The organism is Porphyrobacter sp. ULC335 (genome assembly GCF_025917005.1).
Lineage (GTDB): Bacteria > Pseudomonadota > Alphaproteobacteria > Sphingomonadales > Sphingomonadaceae > Erythrobacter.
The window spans coordinates 1,048,386-1,070,804 of record NZ_CP078091.1; the positions used below are offsets into that span (position 1 = coordinate 1,048,386).

Here is a 22,419-nt window from a genome sequence, read left to right on the forward strand (position 1 = left end):
CTGCCGACCGATGATCGTGCACAGCGCATCGTATCCGGATGATTATTCAGGCTCCGGCCAGATCGCGCTCGTCAGGTGGCGAAGAATGCGGGGGCGAGTCTTTTGCCGGGAAACGACGGGTAAAGCTGTGAGAATTCTGCTGATAGAAGACGAACCGCGGCTCGCCGAATCCGTTTGTGCGGTCCTCAGGAAAGAGCGGTTTGTCGTCGACCACGTCGATCGGTTCGCAAGCGCGCGGGAGGCCGTTCTGATGGCCGGATTCGATCTGGTGTTGCTGGACAGAAAGCTGCCCGATGGGGAAGGATTGTCACTCGTTCCTGAATTGCGCGCCCGCAATCCCGGCATCCGCATCGTCATTCTGAGCGCATGCGGCGAGGTTGCGGACCGGGTGGCCGGGCTTGACGAGGGAGCGGACGACTACCTGGTCAAGCCCTTCGCAATGGACGAGATGCTTGCGCGCATCCGTGCCGTTCGTCGGCGCCCGGCAGAACTGGAGGGCGCCGAGATCCGGGCGGGATCCGTGGTTTTCGATCTTGCGAACGAGGAGGTCGAGGTACGGGGCGGACGGCTCGATCTTCCGCGCCGCGAACTGCGCGTCCTTGCCGCACTGATGAAACGCCGGGGCAGGACTGTGCTGCGCGAAACACTCGAACAGGCGGTGTTCGGCTTTGATGACGAGGTCCAGTCCAATACGCTGGACTCGCATATCTCCCGGCTGCGGAAGAAACTGGCGAATTCAGGTGCGGGTGTCGAAATCCACGCAATCAGAGGTGTTGGCTACCTGCTCCGGGAAGCAGCATGACAAAGCTCCGCTCCCTCAGGCGGCCGCTGATCATCTATCCCCTCGCCGTCAACTTTGCGATCCTCATCGTCTCTTTCGCCATTATCATTGCGATTGCGATCCGGTTCGACAGCGGCGGTCCCTACACTGACGAGCGGATCATCCCGGTGATAGCCGGTGCGATCAAGCGCGAGGAAGCCGGGCAGCTTTCGGTCGAAATGACCCCTGAACTGGCCGAATTGCAAGCGGCAACGCCGCAATTATGGTTCGTGGTCCAGGACGATGCCGGTCGCAGTGTCAGCTTCGGATCGGTGCCGCAGCATTACGCATCACTTGTTGGCCGATTGAGCGATCTGTCCTTTGCCCAGCTGCGCGATCGGAATCCGCCCTACCATCTGGCCGCGGTGGCCAGAAGGCAGAAGACTGAAATCGGGGATCTCACGATCCTTGGGCATGGGGCGCTTTCGGATCTGAACCTCACGGTGATCCTCGCTTCAAATGTCATCGTCCTGCCGATCTTCGTGCTGCTGGCACTGACCTCGCTTGTGGTGACGCCGTGGATCGTGCGGCGGTCGCTTGCGGGGGTCCATCGCATCGCGCGCGAGGCAGAGGCCATTGATGCGCACACGCGCAGGGGTTCTCTTAGCGAGGACGAAGCGCCCCGCGAGATCGCGCCCCTGGTCAGTGCCTTCAACGCGGCCCTTCAGCGGCTTGACGAGGATCATGAGCGCCAGCGGCGTTTCCTGGGCTTCGCAGCGCATGAGCTGCGAACGCCTATCGCAGTGTTGCGCAGCAAGGTGGAAACGTCCGAAAACGCCGAGACACGCTCTCTTGCCGGTGACATTCAACGGCTCGCGACCCTCGCGGAGCAGTTGCTGGACCTTCAGCGCATGGAGAACCACAAGCGCCGCGAACGCTTCGACCTTGCAGCCCTCGTCCGCGCAACGGTCGCGGAGCTGGCACCGCTCATGATCGCCAGCGGCAAGACAGTTGCGGTGGAGGTTGCGGCGAACGAACCGGTCCTCGGAGATCCTGCGGCGATCGAGCGCGTGGTGATGAATCTGGTACAGAACGCGGCACAACACGGCGGACAGCAGATTATCGTTCGAGTGACCGGCGTGGGGTTCGAAGTCGAGGATGACGGCCCCGGGATCCCGCCAGGCGAGCGGGAGCGAATCTTCGAGCCGTTCTACCGGCTGCGACCGTCTGCTTCCGGAAGCGGGTTGGGTCTCAGCCTGGTGGAGGAGGTGATCGCGCGCCATGATGGACGGGTGGACGTCCTGGATGCGCCCGGCGGCGGCACTCTTGTCAGGGTAGGCCTGCGTGCCGAGCCTTCTGCAGGCTGAGCCAGGTGCAACAGGCAGGGTCCAGGCTTTGCCGCTCTGGACATGTCTGGCGGCGTGGCGCTGAATTCAGGACAGCGCGGACGCGAAGGAGTGCAGCCCGTTATAGGCCATGTGGAGCAGGACCGAAGGCCACACTGAACCGGTCCTGCGAAACAGCAGGCCAGAGACCAGTCCGGCCATGATGGCCACCCACAGGATGGCGCCGGTGCCATGCGCCATGCCGAAAATCAGCGCGCTGGCAGCGATACCGGCCCAGGCGCCATATCTGTTGAGCGCGTTGGCGATGATCCCTCGAAACAGGAGTTCCTCTCCCAGCGGCGTCAGGATCGCGCCGCCCACAAGGGCCAGCAGAAACGGCAACGCCCCGCCGCGCACCGCTGCGTGAAGAACAGCCTGTGATTCGTCCGGCCTTCCGGTGACCTGCATATGAGCATCGATGATCGACAGGCTCAGGCCGTAGGTTGCGATCGCAAGGCCGACCGCAACGGCATACCAGGGCCAATGTGTAGCAACGAGGCCGAGCTTGTTGGCCGGCGTGCGCCGGACGAGACAGGCGGCCGCAAAACCGCACAGACCCGCAATCGCGCCTGCATAGGACCCGATCACGCCTTGCCAGACCGGCACATCACGGGCCCAGTATCCCATCGCGAGAGCGACGAGGACGAGACAGATCGAGTATGAGGCAAGCCCGATCCCGATGCCGGCCCAGCTGGGCCGATCGGGACTCTGCCAGTCGTCGGGGACCATTGCGTCGCGACTTGTGAATTTCATGTGGTCTGCTCCGCCAATGCAAGGTTCCAGAGAGGTGACACGCGTATTGGCGCAAGCTCGCCAATGGCCGGTTGGCGCGCCTGGGGTCGCGATGCGTGCAGGAAAATGGGGAAGCGGAAGTGCCGCTTCCCCCCGAATTGCTTGCTCATCCTCGGCGTTCCGGCGACATCGGAGGGGCGCCGACCAAGCGAACTGGCAGGCACCGATCAGCGGCGACGACAATCACGATGGGTCGGATAGCGGTTGCACCACTCTTCCAGCTCCCTGTCGCGCTCTGCCCGCTCGCGATCCGCGCGGGGACACTCCTTCCTGCTCGGGTCACGATCGCACCGCTGCGCCCGCGCACGGTCGGAGATGATCTGTGCGTTGAGCGCCGTCTCACTCGCAAGGTTTGCGGCCGCGGCACTCCTCAAGCTCCCGGTATCCGTCGAACAGGCAGCAACAGAGGCGCCCATCAGGGCGATAAGCCCGAGGCTTCGAAGCGGTCGGAAGAAATTGCTGGCATAATGATTGGTCATGTTCGGTCCTTTCAGTTGACGCATCATCACCGCCGTCGGACGACGACCGTGAGATGCGGTTCGGGCTCAACTGAAAGGCGTAGATTGCGTAAACATGGCGTGCCCCGGCCTTGTGCAGACCTTGTGCGATAGCCTGACTGGATGGCAGGTCAGGTGATCGATCCGGCCCCGGAGCAGGCCCATCAACCAAGATGGGCTGCCAGCCGGTCGGCCACATGGCGCAGCGCAGAATCGTTCTCGCGCCGGCGATGCCACCCCAGTGACAGGCTGATGTTCGGCACAGCCACAGGCGGCTGGAAAAGGGCGAGGCCGGATGTCCGCCTCACCAGTTTTTCCGGCACCATGCCAATCATCGAAGTGCAGCGCAGGAGCGGGACAACCATGCCGAAGGTCGGAACCACCACGCCGATCCGGCGCCTGAGCCCGCGCGCCGCAAGTTCGCTGTCCAGTGCCGTACGCGCCTCGCCCCGCCCTGAAACAACGATGTGGGGAAACGACAACCACGTCTCCAGCGTGAAGCCCTGCGCCGCAGCATGATCCTCGCGCATGGCCACCACATAGGCCTCCTTGCTCGCAGGCTGGCAGCACAGATCGTCATCGTCTGTCTCGAACACCGAGACGGCAATGTCCGTCGATCCGTCCTTCAGCGCGCGCCGGGCATCCGCAGCACCGGCCCACGGCTGGAGGACGATGTCGATCCCCGGGGCCGACCCAGCAAGATCGGCAAGCAGTGGCTCGAGGACGAGCAACGCAGAAAGGTCGGCCATCGTGAGTCTCAGCGTTGCCTTGAGCTCTTGAATGGGCACCACCGGAGGCGCGATGATCTTCGTGGTTGCGGCGAGAAGTTCCTTGAGCGGCTGCCTCAGGCTCTCGGCTTTGGGTGTGGGGCGCATCGTTCCCCGGCTCCGCTCGAACAGCGCGTCGCGGAAAAGGTGACGGCACCGCTGGAGCGCAGCGGACATCGCCGGCTGCGAGAGCCCCACGCGCTCGGCCGCGCGCCCGACGTGCTGTTCGTCAAGAAGGACGTCGAGGATGACGAGCAGGTTCATGTCGATTGAACGTAAATTCATATGATCGATAATAAGACAGAACCAATATCGATTGGAAGGATCGATTGCGGCCGGCCATATGCGACCCGTCATTAGCGGACACGAGGCGAGCTGAACCAATGCACGACGAACTCAGGCCAACCGTTACGCAGATCCTGCTCTTCCATCCGGATTCCGAGCGATCGAAGGTCAATGCAGCCCTGGCGCGGGCGGCGGTGGGACTGCATCATGTCGCGATTGCCGACATGGCCGCCCTTTACCCGGCAGGGCTCGCAATGGAGCGCGACAGTGCACGAGAGGCATCGCGGCTTCTCGGCGCAGACCGCATCGTGCTCCAGTTTCCGATGCAATGGTATTCGACGCCTGCATTGCTGAAGCAGTGGCAGGACATCGTCCTGACCCGGATGGCCTATATGAACTGGGACACTGAAGGCGCAAGGCTCGCCGGCAAGCCTCTGATGGTCGCTGCGACCATGGGTGCCGGGGAGGTCACATACCGGCCAGACGGACGCAACCGTTTCACCGTCGCCGAGCTTCTGGCTCCTCTGGAAGCCTCTGCGAATCGCTTCGCAATGGACTGGCAAGATCCCTTTCTCGTGTTTGGCGCAGACGCCGTGCGCGGGGATGATCTTGCCGAAGCCGGTCACACCTACACTCGCGCACTGTCACGCCTGGCATCACTGCCACTCGCTATCCGGCCAAACGGATCCGGCTCTGGCGGTAGTGAGGACAGCCGCGCGGCCTGAACGAGCCGGACCAGTCAGGCGACGACCCGGAGCACGCTCCGCCAAAAGGAAAAAATGCAATGAACAATCTGATCGACCTCGCGCGGCTCATTCCGACGCCGGAGCCGGTCCTCACTGCGTCCTTCAGCCCGGTGTCCTTACCGATGCCCGGGCGCCCGCAACCGTTGCAGCTGCGCGTCACCGCGCCCGTTCATGGCGATGCCCTGCCAATCGTTCTGCTGTCACATGGCCACGGACCTTCGCTCTATCTTCCCTCGAAGGATGGCTATGGTCCGATTACCAACTTTCTGGCCGAGCGCGGCTTCGTCGTCATCCAGCCCACGCAGGCCAACAGCAAGGTGGGCGGATTGCCCCGCGATCTGCCCGGCGCTCCTCTGTTCTGGCGCGAGCGAGCAGAGGAACTGACCGCTATTCTGGATGGGCTGAGCGCCATTGAAACGGCGCTGCCCCTTCTGAGGGGCCGCCTGGATTACGAGAAAATCGGTGCCGTGGGCCATTCGCTCGGCGGCCACACGGTTGCCTTGCTGCTTGGCATGCGGGTCACGATCAACGGAGCCGAGGTCGACTTGCGCGATCCCCGGATCAAGGCTGGCGTGCTGCTGGCAGCGCCCGGTGCAGGCGGCGACAATCTCAGCGAGAACGGCAAGACCTATGGCCCGGCATTCTCTCCCGACTTTGCCAATCTGGCCACTCGCACCCTCGTCGTCTTCGGCGACAGGGACGTGAGCCCTCATCTGACCGTCCGCGGTGCCGACTGGCACGCTGACCCTTACCATCTCAGCCCGGGTGCCGAGGCGCTGCTGACGGTCGCCGGCGGCAGGCATGGCCTCGGCGGTATCGCCGGATATGATGCGAAGGAGACCGATGATGAGGGCCCGGACCGGCTCGAGCTGACCCGGCGCATGGTCTGGTCCTATCTGCGCTCCGCGCTGATTGAAGATGACCATGCCTGGGAAGACGCCTGTGCCGCCCTTGATGGTCCGGCTGGCGCACTGGGCCGTATCGACCGCAAGGACCGGAAAGCAGCCTGAGGGCGAAGCTTGCTCAACTGATCCCGCTGACATCCGCACGCGGCGGCGCGCCGAACAAGCGGCGATACTCGCGGCTGAACTGCGAAGGGCTGTCATAGCCCACGGCAAATCCGGCAGAGCCGGCGCCCACCCCCTCGGCAATCATCAACTGGCGCGCTTCCTGAAGGCGCAACTGCTTCTGAAACTGCAAAGGCGTCAGCCCGGTGATCCGCTTGAAGTGATGGTGCAGCGAGGAAACGCTCATCCGCGCCGCACCGGCAATGTCGCAAATACGAAGCTGTTCACGCGAGTGGCGGCGGATCCAGCCGATGGCGCGGCTCACTTGGCCCAGATGGCTGTCACCCGAGGCTGCGTGGCGAAGCATCTCACCCTGAGGTCCAGTGATGAGATGGTAGAGGATTTCGCGCTGCACCAGCGGAGCGAGCACAGGGATCGAATGAGGCCGGTCAATCAGACGCAGCAGGCGGGATGCGGCATCCAGCAGATCAGGGCCGGTGGGGTGCACTGCAAGCGGAGGGGGATCGCCCGGCAGCAAGGCGGTGCCATCGGCCGTGATCAGATCGGCAAGAACGGACTGATCGAGGTCGATCTTGCAACACAGGTAAGGATCATCGGGGGCAGCGGACATGACCTGACCGATCAGCGCAAGGTCCACCGAGGCGACGAGACAGTGTGAAGGATCGTAATGCAGCATCCGCGCGCCAAGGGACACGGTCTTCGCACCCCGAGCGATAATGCAAAGCGACGGCTCGTAGACCGTTGGCATGGGCATGCCCGGAGCATCGGCACGGATCAGCGATAATCCCGGCACAGGTGTTTCGAACACCCCGGGCTGCGGCGTGTGCCGGGCAATGATTTGCGCGAGTTCCGGAGTATCGGACATGGGGATCTCGTCGCCGATCGCGGGATCGCACGCAAGCAAAAGCACGGAAGATTTGGAGGATCGTGCAAGCATTGCGGACGATCGGGCTAACGCTGTGAGAGCGGTTCGGGCAGCTTGAACGCAACGGAAAGAAGGAACGAATGATGGCTCAAATACGCAACAGGACGATCCTCATCACCGGTGCATCGAGCGGAATTGGCGAAGCCACTGCGCGCGAACTCGCACCTGGCGGCGCCAATCTGTTTCTGGGCGCGCGGCGAACCGACCGACTTTCTGCGTTGGCGGAGGAGCTTGGCGAGCGGGCCGGGTGGTGCGCTCTCGACGTCACCGATGCGGCCAGCTTTGACGCCTTCGTCGATGCAGCCGAGGAACGCTTCGGTCGGATCGATGCGCTAGTGAACAACGCCGGCGTCATGCCGCTGTCGCCTCTGGTATCGATCAAGCGTGACGAATGGAAGCGCATGATCGACGTCAACATTCACGGCGTGCTCAATGGTATCGCATCCGTGCTGCCGCGTTTCACGGCGCAGCACGACGGGCATGTGATCAATGTCGCATCGATTGCGGCGCATTTGGTTGTGCCCACAGCAGCAGTCTATTGCGGCACAAAACATGCCGTGCGGGCAATTACCGAAGGCTTGCGGCTCGAGCACGACGAGATCCGCGCCACCCTGATCTCGCCTGGCGTCGTCGCCACCGAACTGGGCCATGATATCAGTGACCCGGCTCTGGCTGCCGATCTGATCGAATGGCGCAGAAAATCGCTGACCCCTGATGCCATCGCCCGCGCGGTGCGGTTTGCGCTCGAACAACCCGCTGGCGTCGACATCAACGAAGTCATTGTCCGTCCCACGGCGGCCGGCATGTGAGTTGATGTTTTGAGGAGTATCCCCTTTGAGACCCTCGCCATCAAAACGCTCCGTGCTCGCGAAGATGACGGCACTGGTCGCCGGGGGCCTCCTCGGCGCCCTGACACCATTGCATGCCGGTTCCGGGCCACCGCCCCGATCCCGATCACAATGCCCGGAAGAGCGCAGCAATCTGCAGAGCGTTCAATCGGCATTTGTCAGGTGGAGCGCCGGAGGCAGTGTGTTTGAAGGGCTGCTCGCCGAAGATGTCGTCTGGACAATTCACGGATCGGGCCCGGTCGCGGGCACCTACAAGGGTTTGCGGGACTTCACGGAAAATGCGGCCCGACCTCTGGTAAGTCGACTGGCAACGCCGCTCGTCCCAAGCGTTCATTTCATTGTCAGCGATTGCGATCGCGTGATCGTCCGCTTTGGTGCTGCCGCCAGGACGACTTTGGGCCAGCCTTATCGAAACGAGTTTGTGTGGATATTCCGGATGGCTGCCGGACAGGTCGTGGAAGCCGAAGCCTTTCTCGATCTCGTGGCCTATCAGCGCGTGATTGAGAGCAGCGGGTCGCACTGCAAAAAGTGAGGAGCAGAAACTGCTTTTCATTGGCGATCCCCGTCCGGCTGAAACGACGTCGCTAGAGACCACTTACCAGGCCAGGCAAAACCCTTGTGGTGATGACAGATTCGTCACGGAATATTGCTGATCCAGCTCGGCAGGATCCCGACTCGTGCGCACATCCCCGTCCGGATCGACCGGGATCGGGATGGGTTCAGAGGTCGAGCACCAGGCTGTTGCTCGCCTTTTCTTCCTGGGCGGCTGGAACCGCGCAACAGATCAGGGCATGCTGATCCGCAACCCCGGCGGCAGGTCGCTTGGGATAGGCAACTCTCCCTGCAATAATCCGCGTGGCGCAGGTCCCGCAGCTCCCGTTCCGGCAACTGAATTCAGGTACCAGACCGCGCGCTTCGGCAAGCTCGAGGAGCGATCCGCCCCTTGGCTGCCAGCGCGCTTCTTTCCCCGATTTCATGAATACGACATCCACCGGCCCGGCAGCAGCGGGTGCAGCGGCAGGTGCTGCCTGATCGTGTCGGCGCTCAAGCGATGCCGGCCCAAATGCTTCAGCATGAATGCGCTCATCGGGTATGCCGAGGTCACGCAACTGATCGTAAATCCCCTGCATGAAGGACGGCGGGCCGCACATGTAGAAGTCGTAGCCATCGAAGGGCAGCACGCTCCGCAAAAGCGCAAGGTCAATCCTGCCGGTGGCCTCGTAATCGATACCCGGTTCGGCGCCTTGGGGATCGCCGAGCACGCGTACCAGTCGGATTGCTCCATTGGCTGATTGGACGAGCTCCGAGATTTCCCTATCGAAGGCGCGCTCGGCGAGGGTCCGGGCCGCGACAAAGACGTAGGTTGGCCTCACATGGCGGTGGCGCAACCCTTCGGATACAAGCGTGCGAAGCATAGCGAGGATCGGGGTAATGCCGATACCCGCAGCCAGCATCACCGCGGGACGTGGCTCAAGTGGCTCGATGGTAAAGTCACCTGCCGGTGCGCGCACCTCTATGCGGTCGCCTGTTGCGAGCCCGTGAAGAAGATTTGAGGCACGCCCCTGACGCTTGACGCTCAGACGATAGAACCCGTCCGAAGGTGCGCTTGAAAGCGAGTAGGTGCGCACGACAGGATCCTTTCCCGGTTCCGGAAGGACGCGGATCGGCAGATACTGGCCCGACGCATGCGCGATGATACCCTCGTTGTCTGCGGGCTCGAGGTGAAGTGAGCGGATGGTGCTGCTCTCCTCAACAATTCTTGCCACCCGGAACGGTCGCCAGTTACCGGACAGCTCCTCCGCATCAAGGCGTTGGCGCGCCGCCTGCCCATCGCGCGTCATCAGACTGTCGGGTGACGAGCCTTGAGGCTGGGAGTGGAAGCGTAGCGGCAGCGCCTCCTCGCGCACCACCGCGCGGCGCGGACGAAAGGTCCAGAGCCGCTCGGCGCCGTCGAAGGCGGAGATCTCGGGGGAATCCAGGACGACCTCGGCATCCCCGGTCAGCTGCAACAATGCGCCGGTCTCGAAATCGGGAAAGACCAGCCCCGCATGCGGATTGACCAGAATATTGCCGAGTGTGTTGAAGTGGAGGTTCCCGGCAAAATCGGGAATAGTCAACGAGCCGTCAGGATTGATTCGCACAAACCCTTGCTTGCCGCCGCGGTGCGAAACATCGACATGCCGTCCGGCGACGTCGTCGAAATAGGAAGCGACGAAGAACGTGTCCGCAGCAGTGATCGCGGCTCGCACCTTTGGGTCGGCAGGATCGAGATTGCGGGCAGGTGCGGCGGAAAACCGGGCAGGATCGCGCACCAACTGACAGTCGCGCGGCTGTATGAATTGCGGACAGTTGCCGAACGCGTGCTCGACCCTGACGGCAAATTGCCCGGCCCCGTTCTTATGCACGCGGCCGTTCATGCGGTTGCGACGGCGGGTATGAAACTCGATCCCGAGCAAGCCTATCGCTGAGCTGTCGCCAAGCCCGGCAACGGCAGGATCGCGAGGGTCGGGGACAACTGCGAACTCGAGGATTTGTGGATCGGGGCTGCGCATGAAGCCCGGGCCGCCAGCAATCAGCGTCGCCCATGCATCGCCCGCCTCGTCAACTGCGCCGAGCACCACGAAGGGCAGCTGGGCGAAGAAGTCGCGGTGCTGGTCCGGCATATAGTCGCGGATCACCTTTTGCCCCAGCGTCTCCATTCGTTCGGCAACGCCGACCGTGGCTTGCATGGCGATTTCGCCGGGGTGGAAGGGAGAGGGTTTATCGATTGCCCGGCGATCCACGCAAATGCTCCTTCAGGGACGCAGAGCGGCGCAGTCCGCCCGGCCGTCTCAAGGTTCAGACTTCAAGGCCGACCGGCGTCTTTTCGAAAGCCACAAACCCGGGAAGCGCCTCGATCTGTTCGAGCCAGGCACGCACATGGTCGTAAGGAGCCAGGTCGACATTTCCTTCAGGCGCGCGTGCAACGTAACTATAGAGCGCGACGTCGGCGACAGTCGGGTAGTCCGCGGCGATCCACTCGCGGCCATCGAGCTCGTCTTCCATCAGCGCAAGGATAGCGTGCGCGCGATCGATGACTTCCTCCGGCCGATAGTTCGCGCTGACGATGTTAATGAGCCGCGCAGCGCAGGGACCGTAAGCAATCTGCCCGGCCGCCACGGATAACCAGCGCTGCACGTGCGCTGCGCCGGCCGGATCTTCGGGCAGCCAATCGGTCTTGCCGAACTTCTTGGCCGCGTAGACGAGAATGGCAATCGAATCGGAAATGAATCGGCCGTCATCCTCCAGCACCGGGATCTGGCCAAAGCGGTTCATGGCGAGATAATCGGCTGACCTGTGCTCACCCTTGGCAAGATCGACGACAACAATCTCGACCGGGACGCCAATCAGGGAGAGGAACAATTGGGCGCGGTGGGCATGGCCGGAAATGGGGTGAAAGAAGAGCTTCATGGCAAGGAGCCTTTCTGAGGGTGTAGTGCGCGTCACCGCTGCGCATCACCCACTAATCCTTTCAGATGATCGCAAGAACATTGGAAATCTGGAAGCCAGCGTTCCGCCAAGCGGAATAATGTGTCGATGCCTCTCATGAAGTCATGTAACGTCGGGCAGGCGCGTGCGGCAGGCAAGGAAGACTCAAGTGGACCGTTTTCATGCAATGCGGGTGTTCATGAGAATCGCCGAAACCGGCGGGTTCGCAGAGGCCGCGCGCCAGCTCAATACGAGCCCGCCCGCCGTCACCCGTGCTGTCGCGGCGCTTGAAGACGCTATCGGCACTCGTCTCCTCACCCGGACCACCCGTTCGGTCAAACTGACCGAGGCAGGGGCGCGATATGTTGAGGATTGCCGGAACATTCTTGCTGCAATCGAGGAGGCCGAGGCCGCCGCGGCCGGTCTTTACGCAACGCCTTCTGGCACGCTGACGGTAACCTCATCGGTCATGTTCGGCCAGATCTACATCATGCCCGTTATGACCGAGTTCCTTGATCGTCACCCCCAGGTGTCCGGACGGCTGCTGTTGCTAGATCGCATCGTGAACCTTGTCGATGAAGGCGTGGATGTTGCAATCCGCATCGGGCGCCTCCCGGATTCAAGCTATAGCGCGGTGCGCGTCGGGTCGGTGCGGCGCGTTGTTTGTGGTTCACCCGCATATTTCAAGAAACACGGAATGCCGCGCACGCCTGCCGATCTGGCGAATCACCGGATCGTCGCTGCGACGGGTGCCTGGCCGTCGCTCGAATGGCGCTTCGGACGCGATGCTCATATCACAGTCAATGTTAAGCCTGCGCTGCTGTCCAATTCGAACGAGGCAACGATCAGTGCGGCGCGATCAGGTTGGGGTTTGACCCGCGCGCTGTCCTATCAGGTTGGTCCGGACCTCGCCAAAGGAAGCCTCCAGATCGTTCTGGAGGATTTCGAACAACCACCGCTGCCTGTACATATCGTTCATGCCGGGGGCCGCAACGCGTCCGCCAAAGTACGCGCCTTCATTGATTTCGCGCGTGACCGACTGCGCGCCAACCAAACGTTCAGATCCGGGCATCAGTCTGAAGGCTGAATGGGCGCCATTGGGCACTCCAATTCCAGCTTTCAAAGCGCTTATAAAGCGTCATTGATTGTATAAATAAGCATTTTCGGACAGCTTGCGCTGCCCGGAAATCACTGATTTTCTTAGGAAAAAATGGAGCGGGCGAAGGGATTCGAACCCTCGACCCCAACCTTGGCAAGGTTGTGCTCTACCCCTGAGCTACGCCCGCTCACTGGCGCTGACAGAAAGCCGCAATGCCGCGGTTCCTGCCGGAGAGGCGGCGCGATTAGCAGCGACCCATGCCCGCTGCAAGCGCTAAATTGGCGCGATTAAGGCTTGATCGCGCGCGGGCAAGCGGCCAGCACAATTGTGCGCTTCACATTGGCGCGCGGCGTCCCACATTGGGGGCGGACTGGCGCTACGTGCGCACAATGACAGCAGGAGCAGATACCTTGGCCAGCATGGGACTGAGCATCGACGAACAGAAGGCCGTGGAACGCTTCCGCCAAGCGGTGGTGGACCCGTCGCAAAACAAGCTCGTCATCCTCGACTTCTGGGCCGAATGGTGCGGCCCGTGCAAGGCGCTGACCCCGGTGCTGGAAAAGGTCGCAGCCGAATATGCCGACAAGGGGGTGATTCTCGCCAAGATCAATGTCGACGAGGAACAGTTCATCGCCGCGCAGTTCCAAGTGCGCTCGATCCCCACGGTCTATGCGATGTTCCAGGGCCAACCGATCGCCGATCTCACCAACGCCCGCAGCGAATCGCAGCTGAAGGCAATGCTCGACCAACTGCTCGCGCAATTGCCGGTCGAAGGCGGTGCCGAAGGTGCTGCTGGTACGCCGCAAGGCCCCTCGCCCGAGGAGCTGGCACAGTTCATCAAGCTGGGCGAGGAAGCGCTTGCCACCGGCGATCCGCAGCGCGCGGCAAGCATCTTTGCCCAGATTACCGAATTCGCGCAGGACAATGCCCCCGCCCACGCAGGCCTCGTGCGGGCGCTGGTGCAGCTGGGCGAGGTCGATCAGGCGCGGCAGGTGATGGAGGTGATCGACAGCGATCCGCGCCTCGCCACCGATGCCGCGATTGCTCCGGCCCGTTCTGCGCTGGAACTGGCTGGCACGCGGGTGGATGATAGCGAGCTGACCGCGCTGCGTGTCGCCGCCGCTGCTGCGCCGGACGATATGGACGCGCAGCTTGCTTTTGCCGAGGCCGCCTTTGCCGCAGGTCAGCGGGATGATGCCGCCGACACGCTGCTCGCCATGATCGCAGCCGATCGCGAATGGAACGAAGGCGCGGCACGTGCCAAGCTGCTCAAGATCTTCGAGGCCACCGGACTTGAAGACGAATGGGTGGTCGGCGTCCGCCGCCGTCTTTCGCGCGTATTGTTCGGATGACAAAACGTCTTTCCATCTTCCCCCTGACGGGCGCGGTGCTGTTTCCCGGCATGCAGCTGCCGCTCCACATCTTCGAACCGCGCTATCGCGCGCTGGTCGGCGATGCGCTGATCCGTGATCGCCAGATCGCGATGATCCAGCCGCAACGCCCGGTGGACGGTGCGCCGCTGTACTCGGTAGGGTGCGTCGGGCGGATCGGCGAGGTGCAGGCGATGGACGACGGGCGCTACAACCTCGTGCTTGAAGGCACGGCGCGGTTCCGGCTGGTCCGCGAGCTGGATGTCACCACCGCCTACCGTCAGATCGAGGCGGAGATCTATGCCGAGGATGAGGACGAAACCCTCACCCATGCCCAGCGCGGCGGGTTCGAGCGCGAAGCGCGGCACTTTGCAGATGCGCAGGGCTACAGTGTCGATTGGGATTCGGTCGAGCGGCTGGATGATCGATCGCTGATCAACGGCGTCTCCCAGATCGCTCCCTTTGATCCGGCCAGCAAGCAGGCGCTGCTCGAAGCCGAGACGCTGACTGACCGCTGCGAATTGCTGGTGCAGTTGATGCAGTTCTTCGGTCGCCACGACGGCGGCGAGGAAATCGTTACCCTGCAATAGGTGTGGGGGGCGGAACGGCCTGCCCGCAGACTATCTCTGGCGGTTACGAAACAAAGGCCCGCGCGGCCGGTATGCATCCTCGCGGGTGATGCCACCTGCCTGGCCACTCACGCGAATGGAACCCGGACCGTGGATCTTCAACTACACGTGCAGCTTGACTACTGGTTTGAAAACCCTTGCGATGTCCTGCTGCAGGTGGAAGCCGCGGCCATCCCCGGACAGGCCATTGCCGACGCCCGGATGACGGTTTCCGCGCACGAGCAATTCGCCAAGGTTCCCGCGCAGGACCATATCGGGGAGAGGATCTGGCTGCGTGTCGCCGGGCAGATGCTGGTGGATTACCGGGCGCGGGTCACGATCGACCGAATCGCAGCAGACTTGGCGAAGCTGCCGCAGGTGCCGCTCCACCAATTGCCCGGCGAGGCTGTCCCCTATCTGATGCCGTCGCGCTATTGTCCGTCCAGCCGCTTTGCCGATCTTGTCGCGACGGAGTTCGCCAACCTCCAGGGCGGGGCCAGGATCGTGGCCATGCGCGACTGGATCGCGGACCATCTCACCTATGAACCGGGGGCGAGCAACGCCGATACGACGGCGGTCGATACCTTTGTCGATCGCAAAGGTGTATGCCGCGACTATGCGCATCTGATGATAGCCTTTGCGCGCTCTGCGGACATCCCCGCGCGGATCGCCAGTGTCTATGCACCGGGCGTGACGCCGCCCGATTTCCATGCCGTGGCGGAGGTGTTTCTGGACGGGGCATGGCATCTGGTCGATGCAACCGGCATGGCAAGCGCGCAGGACATTGCCATTATCGGCATTGGCCGGGATATCGGGGACGTTGCCTTCCTCACCGCTTTCGGAGCGCTGGAAATGCGGGGACAGAGCGTTGCGGTAACGCCCCTCGGCACTGTGGCCTGAATCAGCCGAACAACCGCCCGGCCACCGCGTCGAGCTTTGCCATCAGTTCCGGATCATGCTCGTCCGGCGCGGTGATGACCGCATCGTCGAGCGCGGTGTCGATCGGGGAGGGCTCGCGCTCCTGCGGCAGGCCGGCGATGAAATTCTTGACCATCGCCCGGGCGAGCGCGCCGTTGGCCTGCATCTGCCCGACCACCTGCGCGACATCGACCGCCTCGCCTTCGCGCCAGCAGTCATAATCGGTGACCATCCCGACGAGCGCGTAAGGCAGTTCGGCCTCGCGGGCGAGCTTGGCTTCGGGCATCGCGGTCATGCCGATCACGTCCGCGCCCCACGCCCGGTACATCCGGCTTTCGGCGCGGGTCGAGAATTGCGGGCCTTCCATGGCGAGATAGGTCGCCCCCACCGCGACCTTGCCCTTGGCCTTGGCGACTGCCTGTGCGGCCATTTCGGACAGGCGCGGGCAGACCGGATCGGCCATCGAGACATGGGTGACAAAGCCGCTGCCGTAAAAGGTGCTGGGGCGCTGGACGGTGCGGTCGATGAACTGTTCGACCACGGCGAAGCGCCCCGGCTCCAGCTCCTCGCGCAGGCTCCCGACGGCCGAGATCGCGAGGATATCGGTGCAACCGGCGCGTTTGAGCGCGTCAATATTGGCGCGGGCGTTGAGTTCCGTGGGCGAGATCGGGTGTCCGCGGCCGTGGCGGGGGAGAAAACGCACCTTCACGTCGCCAATGCGGCCGCACAGAATCTCGTCCGAGGGATCACCCCACGGCGTTTCGATGGCGATCCACTGCGCGTCCTCGAGCCCGTCGATGGCATAGAGGCCCGATCCGCCGATGATCCCGATGCACCATTCGCTGGCCATGCTGCTCGCCTGTTCCTTGCTCGCCGTGTCTTGTGTGGCTTAGGTCAGGTCGAAGCGCGTGGGCAAGGCCCTGCGGATCATCTTTTCCGCCGCGGCATAGGGCCCGGCGATCAGCGGCATGGCCTGCATCGCCTCGAAATGCGCACCGAGGGACGGCCATCGGTCGAGCGGGGTTTCCGCGACCAACGACACCTGCATCAGCACGCAGGCCACCGTGATGTCGGCAATCGACAGCGCGTCACCCGCGAAGAACTGGCGCCCCGCCAGCCGCGCTTCGAGCACATCGAAGACCGGCGGAAGCTGCGCGTTCCACGCCTCGCGCGCCTTTTCGAGACCCGGCTCCTCGCCCTTCGAGACCGCAAAGAAGATCGGACGGAAAATGCCCAGCCCCCCTGCCATGGCGAGGGCGGTGTCGGCATATTCCTCGATGAACAGCGCTTCGCCAAGCGCCATCGGCGCTTCGGGGTAAAGCGCGGGTGAGGGGTGCTTCTTCTCGATGAAGGCGCAGATCGCGGATGAATCGGCGATGGTGCCCGCCAGGCCTTCCTCTGCCACCGAACGGTCGCGCAGCACCGGAATGCGCTTCATCGGCGAAATGTCGCGGAACCACTGCGGCGGGTCGAAGACGTTGATCGCCTCCACCTCGTATTCCACACCCTTGGCGATACAGACCCCGGCGACCTTGCGCACGAAGGGCGAAACAGGGCTGCCATAAATCACCAGATCGGGGCGGGAATCACTCATGCGGCTCTCCTCCAGGGCGTCTCTCGCCGCCTCCATAGGCCCGCGCGCCGATAGCGCAATCATCAGGTGATCGTCCGTGTGCGCCGCGCTAGCTATGCCGCCAACGCCAGCGTTGCGTTTTCGTATGCAACGCGCCAACCTGTGCGGGAGAGACGACTCCCCCATTCGACGAGAGAGGAACGACCATGGTCACCCAGTACAAGAACCTTATCGGCGGCAAGATGATCAGCACCGATCGCTGGCTCGATGTCGTGAACCCCGCCACCGAGCAGGTGATCGGCCAGGTTCCCGCCTGCGGCAAGGCCGAGCTTGACGAGGCCGTCGCGGCAGCGCGCGCCGCGTTCAAGACCTGGAAGAACACCCCGATCGAGGAACGCCGCGCAGCGATTCTGGCGATCTCGGGCGCGATCAAGGCCAATGCGGAGGAGCTGTACCGCCTCCTCACCAGCGAGCAGGGCAAGCCGCACGATCAGGCCAAGGGCGAAATCTACGGCGCTGCTGGCATGAGCGCGGCGCAGTCCACCCTCAGCCTTGATGACGAGATCAACGAGGACAGCGATACCCGCCTCAGCCGCACCCGGCGCGTGCCGGTAGGCGTGGTCGCGGGCATCGTGCCGTGGAACTTCCCGGTGATGATGGCGATCCAGAAGATCGCGCCCGCGATGCTTTCGGGTTGCACCATTGTGCTCAAGCCCTCGCCCTTCACCCCGCTGACCACTTTGCGCATCGCCGAGCTGATCGCTGGCGTGGTGCCGCCGGGCGTGGTCAACATCATCACGGGTGAGGACGACCTCGGCCCGCTGATGACCTCGCATCCGGATATCGACAAGATCACCTTCACCGGATCGACCGCGACGGGCAAGAAGATCATGGAAGGCGCCAGCGCCGACTTGAAGCGCATCACGCTCGAACTGGGCGGCAACGACGCGTCGATCGTGCTGCCGGATGCCGATCCCAAGAAGGTCGCCGAACAGCTGTTCTGGTCGAGCTTCTCCAACGCGGGCCAGATCTGCGTCGCGGCCAAGCGCGTCTATATCCACGAGGATATCTATGACGAACTGTCCGCCGCCATCGTCGAATACGCCAAGACCGTCACCGTCGGCGACGGCGCGCAGCAGGGCACCGGCGTCGGCCCGATCCAGAACAAGAAGCAATACGAGCGCGTGCTCGAGCTGATCGAGGATGCCAAGGACAATGGCTACAAGTTCCTGCTGGGCGGCAATGCCGATCCCAGCGGCACCGGCTACTTCGTGCCGCTGACCATCCTCGACAACCCGCCCGAAGATGCGCGGATCGTGGCCGAGGAGCAGTTCGGCCCGGTCATGCCGCTGATGAAGTTCTCGACTGAAGAGGAAGTCATCGCGCGCGCCAACAACTCGGAATATGGCCTCGCGGGCGCGGTGTGGACCGGCAACCCGGAAAAGGGCGTCGAGATCGCCGAGCAGCTCGAAACCGGCACGGTGTGGGTCAACGAATACCTCCACCTGTCGCCCTTCGCGCCGTTTGGCGGGCACAAGCAGTCGGGTTTCGGCGCTGAATACGGCAAGGAAGGCCTGAAGGAGTTCACCTATGCTCAGGTGATCACCGTGAAGAAGGAAAAAGCCCCCGCGTAAGTGACGCGTGGGCATTTCGGTTGAAGAACTGAGCGCCGGGCTGGCGCGGGTATGTGCCCGCGTCGGCCTCGGCGCTTTGTCGTTGGCGCCGCAGCGCCTGACGGGCGGCGCAGTAATGGAGAGCTGGCGGTTCGGTGTTGGCGGCGATGTCTATGTGCTGCGCCGCGCGCCGAGCCTCGCCTTCATGGAGGGGCGGCCTTACGGGCATTCCACCGAGGCCGCGCTGATTGAGGCGGCGCGCGCCAAGGGCGTGACCGCGCCCGAAGTGGTGGCGGTGCTGGAGGAGGCGGACGGGCTGGGCTCGGGCTTCGTTATGCGCGCGCTGCCGGGGACGGCTGATCCCAAGGTCATTCTGGGATGCGACGATCCCGACGGGCTGCTGCGCGAGGCGGCGCGGGACTTGGCGCGGATTCACCGCTTGCGACAGGGCGATGTGCCCGCGGGCGTGCCGGTGATGGAATACCGCGCGGCCATTGCCGACCTCAAAGCGCAGTTCATGGACGCCGGCGGGGATCGCCCGATCATCGCGCTGGGGCTGAAGTGGCTGGAGGACAACTCCCCCGCCGAGGTCGAGCCAGTCCTCAACCACGGCGACTACCGGATGGGCAATCTGCTGGTCGAAGGCTCGACCCTCACCGGCGTGCTCGACTGGGAAATCGCCCATTTCGGCGACCGCCACGAGGACTTGGCCTTCGGCTGCATGGCCGTGTGGCGCTTCCACCGTTACGACCGCCCAGCGCTGGGGCTGGGCTCAATCGAGGACTACATCGCCGCCTATGAGGCCGAGGCTGGCGTCACGGTCGACCCAGCGCGCTTCCGCTTCTGGACGATTTACCGCACCGTGTGGTGGGCGCTGGGCTGCCTCAAGATGGCGGCGCAATGGCGCTCGGGCGCAGACCGGATGCTGGAGCGCGTGGTGATCTCGCGCCGGACGAGCGAGCAGGAACTCGATCTTCTGTTGCTGCTGGAAGAGGATGCGCCGCAACAGGACAAGGACCAGGACCTTTTCAGTACGCGTGCGCTCGTGCGGCCAACCGGTGAGGCGAAAATCGCCGACATTGCCGTCGCAGTTTCCGAGTGGCTTGCGACCATCAAAGACAAGCTGGACGGGCACGACCGATTTCAGCTGGCGGTTGCCCGCAACGCCTTGGGCATCATCGCACGGTCCTCCACCTCCGATGCGGAGCTGTGCGACAACAGCCATTTCGCAGGCCTGATCCTGTCAGGCGAGATGACCCTGCAAACCCACGGCCTGCTCCACGATCTGCGCTCTGCGATCCTCGAGAAGGTGCAGGACGATTCCCCCAAATACCCGGCCCTCCAGATCGTACGGGAGAAGTGGCCGACCCCGGACAAGAGAACGGAGCAAGCCTAATGGACTTCGCCATCCCCGCCGACCTGCAAGCCTATCTCGACGAACTCGACGCCTTCATCGCCGCCGAGATCAAGCCCTTGGAGCAGCAGGACGACAACATCCGCTTCTTCGACCACCGCCGCGAATATGCGCGCACGGACTTCGAGGCGGGCGGGTTGCCCCGGCACGAGTGGGAGGAACTGCTCAAGGAAGGCACCCGCCGCTCGGACAAGGCGGGCCATTGGCGCTTCTCCGCGCCGAAACGCTACGGCGGCAAGGACGGCAGCAACCTGTGGATGGCGGTGATCCGCGAGCATTTCGCGCGCCAAGGCCTCGGGCTGCATAACGATTTGCAGAACGAACACTCCATCGTCGGCAACTTCCCCTTCGTCGCGATGTTCGACCAGTGGGGGACCGAGGAGCAGAAGCAGGAATTCATTCTCGGCGGGTTCGAGCGCACCCGCCGCGTCGCCTTCGGCCTGACCGAACCCGACCACGGATCGGACGCCACCCACATGGAAACCGCCGCGGTGCGCGAGACCCGTGACGGGGTCGATGGCTGGCGGATCGATGGCGAGAAGATGTGGATCACCGGCATGCACGTCGCCACCCACTGCGCGATGTTCGCGCGCACGGCGGGCAAGGCGGGAGATGCGAGCGGGATCACCTGCTTCCTCGTCCCCAACCCCACCGAGGGCCTCAAGATCGAGGAGTGGATGTGGACCTTCAACATGCCCACCGATCACCCGCGCCTCAGCGTGACGAACGTGTGGGTGCCCGACAGCGCGATCCTCGGCGTGGAAGGCCGCGGCCTCGCGCTGGCGCAGAGCTTCGTCCACCAGAACCGCATCCGGCAGGCGGCGAGCAGCTGCGGTGCGGCGCTCTATTGCATCGATGAAAGCGTGAAATACGCCCGTCAGCGCAAGCCCTTTGGCGAGGAGCTGGCCCGCAATCAGGCGATCCAGTTCCCGCTGGTGGAGCTGGCGACGCAGGCCGAAATGCTGCGCCTCCTCATCTTCAAGACCGCGTGGGAGATGGACAATATGCCCCACGAACAGATCGAGCGGACCATCAGCGACAAGGTCTCGATGTGCAATTACTGGGCGAACCGGCTGGTCTGCGAAGCGGCAGACCGCGCGATGCAGGTCCACGGCGGCATCGGCTATTCGCGCCACAAGCCCTTCGAGCACATCTACCGCCACCACCGCCGCTACCGGATCACCGAGGGCTCGGAAGAGATCCAGATGCGGAAAGTGGGGGCGTATCTGTTCGGCTATTTGGGGCCGAAGCGGGGTCAATTCGCTTAACCTTGTCATCCCCGCGAAAGCGGGGAACCAGGAGCGAGGTCATGCTGTGGCCGCTCTGGGTTCCCGCTTTCGCGGGAATGACAACGGGTAGCTAACCCCGCCGCCGCCACCATCCCGCCAGCAGGCTGCCGATCAGCACATGCCACACCGCCGAAATCGCGGCTGGCACCGGGGCGAGGGCGGCTTGCGTGATGTCGGCGAACTGTGCGGCAAACGCAGGGGTCTTCGCCAACCCCGAACCTAGCCCTGAATTCTGCATCCCGACCTCGATGCTGATGGTCCGCGCCTCCACCTCGCCCAGTCCCAGCACCCGCGCCAGCACGTATCCCAACGAAAAGCCGGAAGCGTGGAGCAGGAAGGTCGCCAGCAGCAGCACGCCCGCGTGCTCCGCGATCTGCGCTTTCGCCCCGCCGACAATCCCGCCCACGATCAGGATCACCAGCACGATCGCCACCAGCGGCAGCACCGCGCTCACCCTCTCCGCTGCGCGCGGGAACAACCGGTTCAGCAGCGTCCCCAGCACCACCGGCAGAAGCACGATCACGAACATGTTGGTGAGCAGGTTCCAGCGATCAATCTCGACATAGGCCCCCGCCAGCCACCCCGTCAGAAGCGGGGTCAGCACCACCGCCGCGAGGGTCGAGGCCATCGTCATCGCCACCGACAGCGCCACGTGCCCGCGCGCGATATAGGTGACGATGTTCGACGCGGTGCCGCCCGGGCAGCAGGCGACGAGGATCAGGCCCACCGCCAGCCCCGGCTCCAGCTGCAAGGCGCGGGCAATGGCGAAGCCCGACAGCGGCATCACCGCGAATTGCAGCCCGACCCCCGCCAGCAGCGCACGCGGCATTTTCGCAAGGCCGCGATAATCTTCGAAGGTCAGCGTCAGGCCCATCGCCAGCATGATGACGCCGAGCGCGAGGCTCAGCAGCGGCTGGCCCGCGAGCGTGATCCGCCCATCGGTCATCCAGGTGAAGGCGCCCGGTACGAACCACGCCGCACCCACGCCCAGCACCGTCAGCACGGCGAAATTATTGGTGATGATGCGCAGCATG

Annotated in this window: 22 protein-coding genes and 1 tRNA gene; 13 read left to right on the forward strand and 10 right to left on the reverse strand. The window is 63.6% G+C overall.

Annotated features, from left to right (window positions below; translation table 11 throughout):
• Positions 1-10: 10 nt before the first annotated feature.
• Together KVF90_RS05140 and KVF90_RS05145 are read left to right on the forward strand one after the other, a co-directional pair.
• Entirely contained in the window at positions 11-802 is a 792-nt protein-coding gene (locus tag KVF90_RS05140) for a response regulator transcription factor (RefSeq protein WP_264393780.1), read from the forward strand.
• The gene (locus tag KVF90_RS05145) at positions 799-2,127 is read left to right on the forward strand and encodes a sensor histidine kinase (protein WP_264393781.1); all 1,329 of its coding nucleotides are present in this window, start codon (positions 799-801) and stop codon (positions 2,125-2,127) included. The genes KVF90_RS05140 and KVF90_RS05145 overlap by 4 nt, the downstream gene beginning before the upstream one ends.
• 66 nt (positions 2,128-2,193) lie before the next feature.
• On the opposite strand, the gene KVF90_RS05150 is transcribed toward KVF90_RS05145, so the two are convergent.
• The 3 genes from KVF90_RS05150 to KVF90_RS05160 all read right to left on the reverse strand — a co-directional run bounded on the left by KVF90_RS05150 (position 2,194) and on the right by KVF90_RS05160 (position 4,465).
• Complete coding sequence (locus tag KVF90_RS05150) at positions 2,194-2,898, reverse strand: CPBP family intramembrane glutamic endopeptidase (RefSeq protein ID WP_264393782.1); 705 nt, start codon at positions 2,896-2,898, stop codon at positions 2,194-2,196.
• A gap of 206 nt (positions 2,899-3,104) precedes the next feature.
• Complete coding sequence (locus tag KVF90_RS05155; protein WP_264393783.1) at positions 3,105-3,416, reverse strand: hypothetical protein; 312 nt, start codon at positions 3,414-3,416, stop codon at positions 3,105-3,107.
• Positions 3,417-3,598: 182 nt separating this feature from the next.
• Entirely contained in the window at positions 3,599-4,465 is an 867-nt protein-coding gene (locus KVF90_RS05160) for a LysR family transcriptional regulator (protein ID WP_264393784.1), read from the reverse strand.
• 119 nt (positions 4,466-4,584) lie between these two features.
• Between KVF90_RS05160 and KVF90_RS05165 the strand changes: the two genes are divergently transcribed.
• The gene (locus KVF90_RS05165) at positions 4,585-5,211 is read left to right on the forward strand and encodes an NAD(P)H-dependent oxidoreductase (protein WP_264393785.1); all 627 of its coding nucleotides are present in this window, start codon (positions 4,585-4,587) and stop codon (positions 5,209-5,211) included.
• 59 nt (positions 5,212-5,270) lie between these two features.
• Entirely contained in the window at positions 5,271-6,242 is a 972-nt protein-coding gene (locus tag KVF90_RS05170) for an alpha/beta hydrolase family protein (RefSeq protein WP_264393786.1), read from the forward strand.
• A 13-nt stretch (positions 6,243-6,255) separates the two neighbouring features.
• Here the strand turns inward: KVF90_RS05170 and KVF90_RS05175 are convergent, their stop codons facing one another.
• Positions 6,256-7,125, reverse strand: coding sequence for an AraC family transcriptional regulator (locus KVF90_RS05175; RefSeq protein WP_264393787.1), 870 nt, complete (start codon positions 7,123-7,125; stop codon positions 6,256-6,258).
• 143 nt (positions 7,126-7,268) lie between these two features.
• On the opposite strand from KVF90_RS05175, the gene KVF90_RS05180 reads away from it, so the two are divergent.
• Together KVF90_RS05180 and KVF90_RS05185 are read left to right on the forward strand one after the other, a co-directional pair.
• A complete protein-coding gene (locus KVF90_RS05180; protein WP_264394682.1) occupies positions 7,269-7,994 on the forward strand; it encodes an SDR family oxidoreductase in 726 nt (241 codons plus the stop codon).
• Between the two features lie 52 nt (positions 7,995-8,046).
• Complete coding sequence (locus tag KVF90_RS05185) at positions 8,047-8,565, forward strand: nuclear transport factor 2 family protein (protein WP_264393788.1); 519 nt, start codon at positions 8,047-8,049, stop codon at positions 8,563-8,565.
• 187 nt (positions 8,566-8,752) lie between these two features.
• Here the strand turns inward: KVF90_RS05185 and KVF90_RS05190 are convergent, their stop codons facing one another.
• Positions 8,753-10,816, reverse strand: coding sequence for a pyridoxamine 5'-phosphate oxidase family protein (locus tag KVF90_RS05190; protein ID WP_264393789.1), 2,064 nt, complete (start codon positions 10,814-10,816; stop codon positions 8,753-8,755).
• A 55-nt stretch (positions 10,817-10,871) separates the two neighbouring features.
• Positions 10,872-11,483 (reverse strand): glutathione S-transferase family protein, encoded by a 612-nt coding sequence (locus tag KVF90_RS05195; protein ID WP_264393790.1) that lies wholly within the window; start codon positions 11,481-11,483, stop codon positions 10,872-10,874.
• A gap of 205 nt (positions 11,484-11,688) precedes the next feature.
• Between KVF90_RS05195 and KVF90_RS05200 the strand changes: the two genes are divergently transcribed.
• Positions 11,689-12,588 (forward strand): LysR family transcriptional regulator, encoded by a 900-nt coding sequence (locus KVF90_RS05200; protein WP_264393791.1) that lies wholly within the window; start codon positions 11,689-11,691, stop codon positions 12,586-12,588.
• Positions 12,589-12,712: 124 nt separating this feature from the next.
• On the opposite strand, the gene KVF90_RS05205 is transcribed toward KVF90_RS05200, so the two are convergent.
• Positions 12,713-12,787: transfer RNA gene (locus tag KVF90_RS05205), tRNA-Gly, on the reverse strand.
• Positions 12,788-13,019: 232 nt separating this feature from the next.
• Between KVF90_RS05205 and KVF90_RS05210 the strand changes: the two genes are divergently transcribed.
• The 3 genes from KVF90_RS05210 (at position 13,020) to KVF90_RS05220 (ending at position 15,478) form a co-directional block, all read left to right on the forward strand.
• Positions 13,020-13,952, forward strand: a complete 933-nt coding sequence (locus KVF90_RS05210) for a tetratricopeptide repeat protein (RefSeq protein WP_264394684.1) — start codon at positions 13,020-13,022, stop codon at positions 13,950-13,952.
• Complete coding sequence (locus KVF90_RS05215; protein ID WP_264393792.1) at positions 13,949-14,560, forward strand: LON peptidase substrate-binding domain-containing protein; 612 nt, start codon at positions 13,949-13,951, stop codon at positions 14,558-14,560. The genes KVF90_RS05210 and KVF90_RS05215 overlap by 4 nt, the downstream gene beginning before the upstream one ends.
• A gap of 129 nt (positions 14,561-14,689) precedes the next feature.
• A complete protein-coding gene (locus KVF90_RS05220) occupies positions 14,690-15,478 on the forward strand; it encodes a transglutaminase-like domain-containing protein (protein WP_264393793.1) in 789 nt (262 codons plus the stop codon).
• Between the two features lies 1 nt (position 15,479).
• On the opposite strand, the gene mtnP is transcribed toward KVF90_RS05220, so the two are convergent.
• Positions 15,480-16,346, reverse strand: a complete 867-nt coding sequence (mtnP, locus tag KVF90_RS05225; protein WP_264393794.1) for an S-methyl-5'-thioadenosine phosphorylase — start codon at positions 16,344-16,346, stop codon at positions 15,480-15,482.
• A 39-nt stretch (positions 16,347-16,385) separates the two neighbouring features.
• The gene (locus KVF90_RS05230; protein ID WP_264393795.1) at positions 16,386-17,090 is read right to left on the reverse strand and encodes a glutathione S-transferase family protein; all 705 of its coding nucleotides are present in this window, start codon (positions 17,088-17,090) and stop codon (positions 16,386-16,388) included.
• Positions 17,091-17,275: 185 nt separating this feature from the next.
• Between KVF90_RS05230 and KVF90_RS05235 the strand changes: the two genes are divergently transcribed.
• From KVF90_RS05235 to KVF90_RS05245, 3 genes are read left to right on the forward strand one after another with little or no spacing between them, the layout of a single operon-like run.
• A complete protein-coding gene (locus tag KVF90_RS05235; protein ID WP_264393796.1) occupies positions 17,276-18,703 on the forward strand; it encodes an aldehyde dehydrogenase family protein in 1,428 nt (475 codons plus the stop codon).
• 7 nt (positions 18,704-18,710) lie between these two features.
• The gene (locus tag KVF90_RS05240) at positions 18,711-20,078 is read left to right on the forward strand and encodes a phosphotransferase family protein (protein ID WP_264393797.1); all 1,368 of its coding nucleotides are present in this window, start codon (positions 18,711-18,713) and stop codon (positions 20,076-20,078) included.
• The gene (locus KVF90_RS05245) at positions 20,078-21,364 is read left to right on the forward strand and encodes an acyl-CoA dehydrogenase family protein (RefSeq protein WP_264393798.1); all 1,287 of its coding nucleotides are present in this window, start codon (positions 20,078-20,080) and stop codon (positions 21,362-21,364) included. The genes KVF90_RS05240 and KVF90_RS05245 overlap by 1 nt, the downstream gene beginning before the upstream one ends.
• Positions 21,365-21,455: 91 nt before the next feature.
• Here the strand turns inward: KVF90_RS05245 and KVF90_RS05250 are convergent, their stop codons facing one another.
• Positions 21,456-22,418 (reverse strand): bile acid:sodium symporter family protein, encoded by a 963-nt coding sequence (locus KVF90_RS05250; RefSeq protein WP_264393799.1) that lies wholly within the window; start codon positions 22,416-22,418, stop codon positions 21,456-21,458.
• Between the last annotated feature and the right edge of the window lies 1 nt (position 22,419).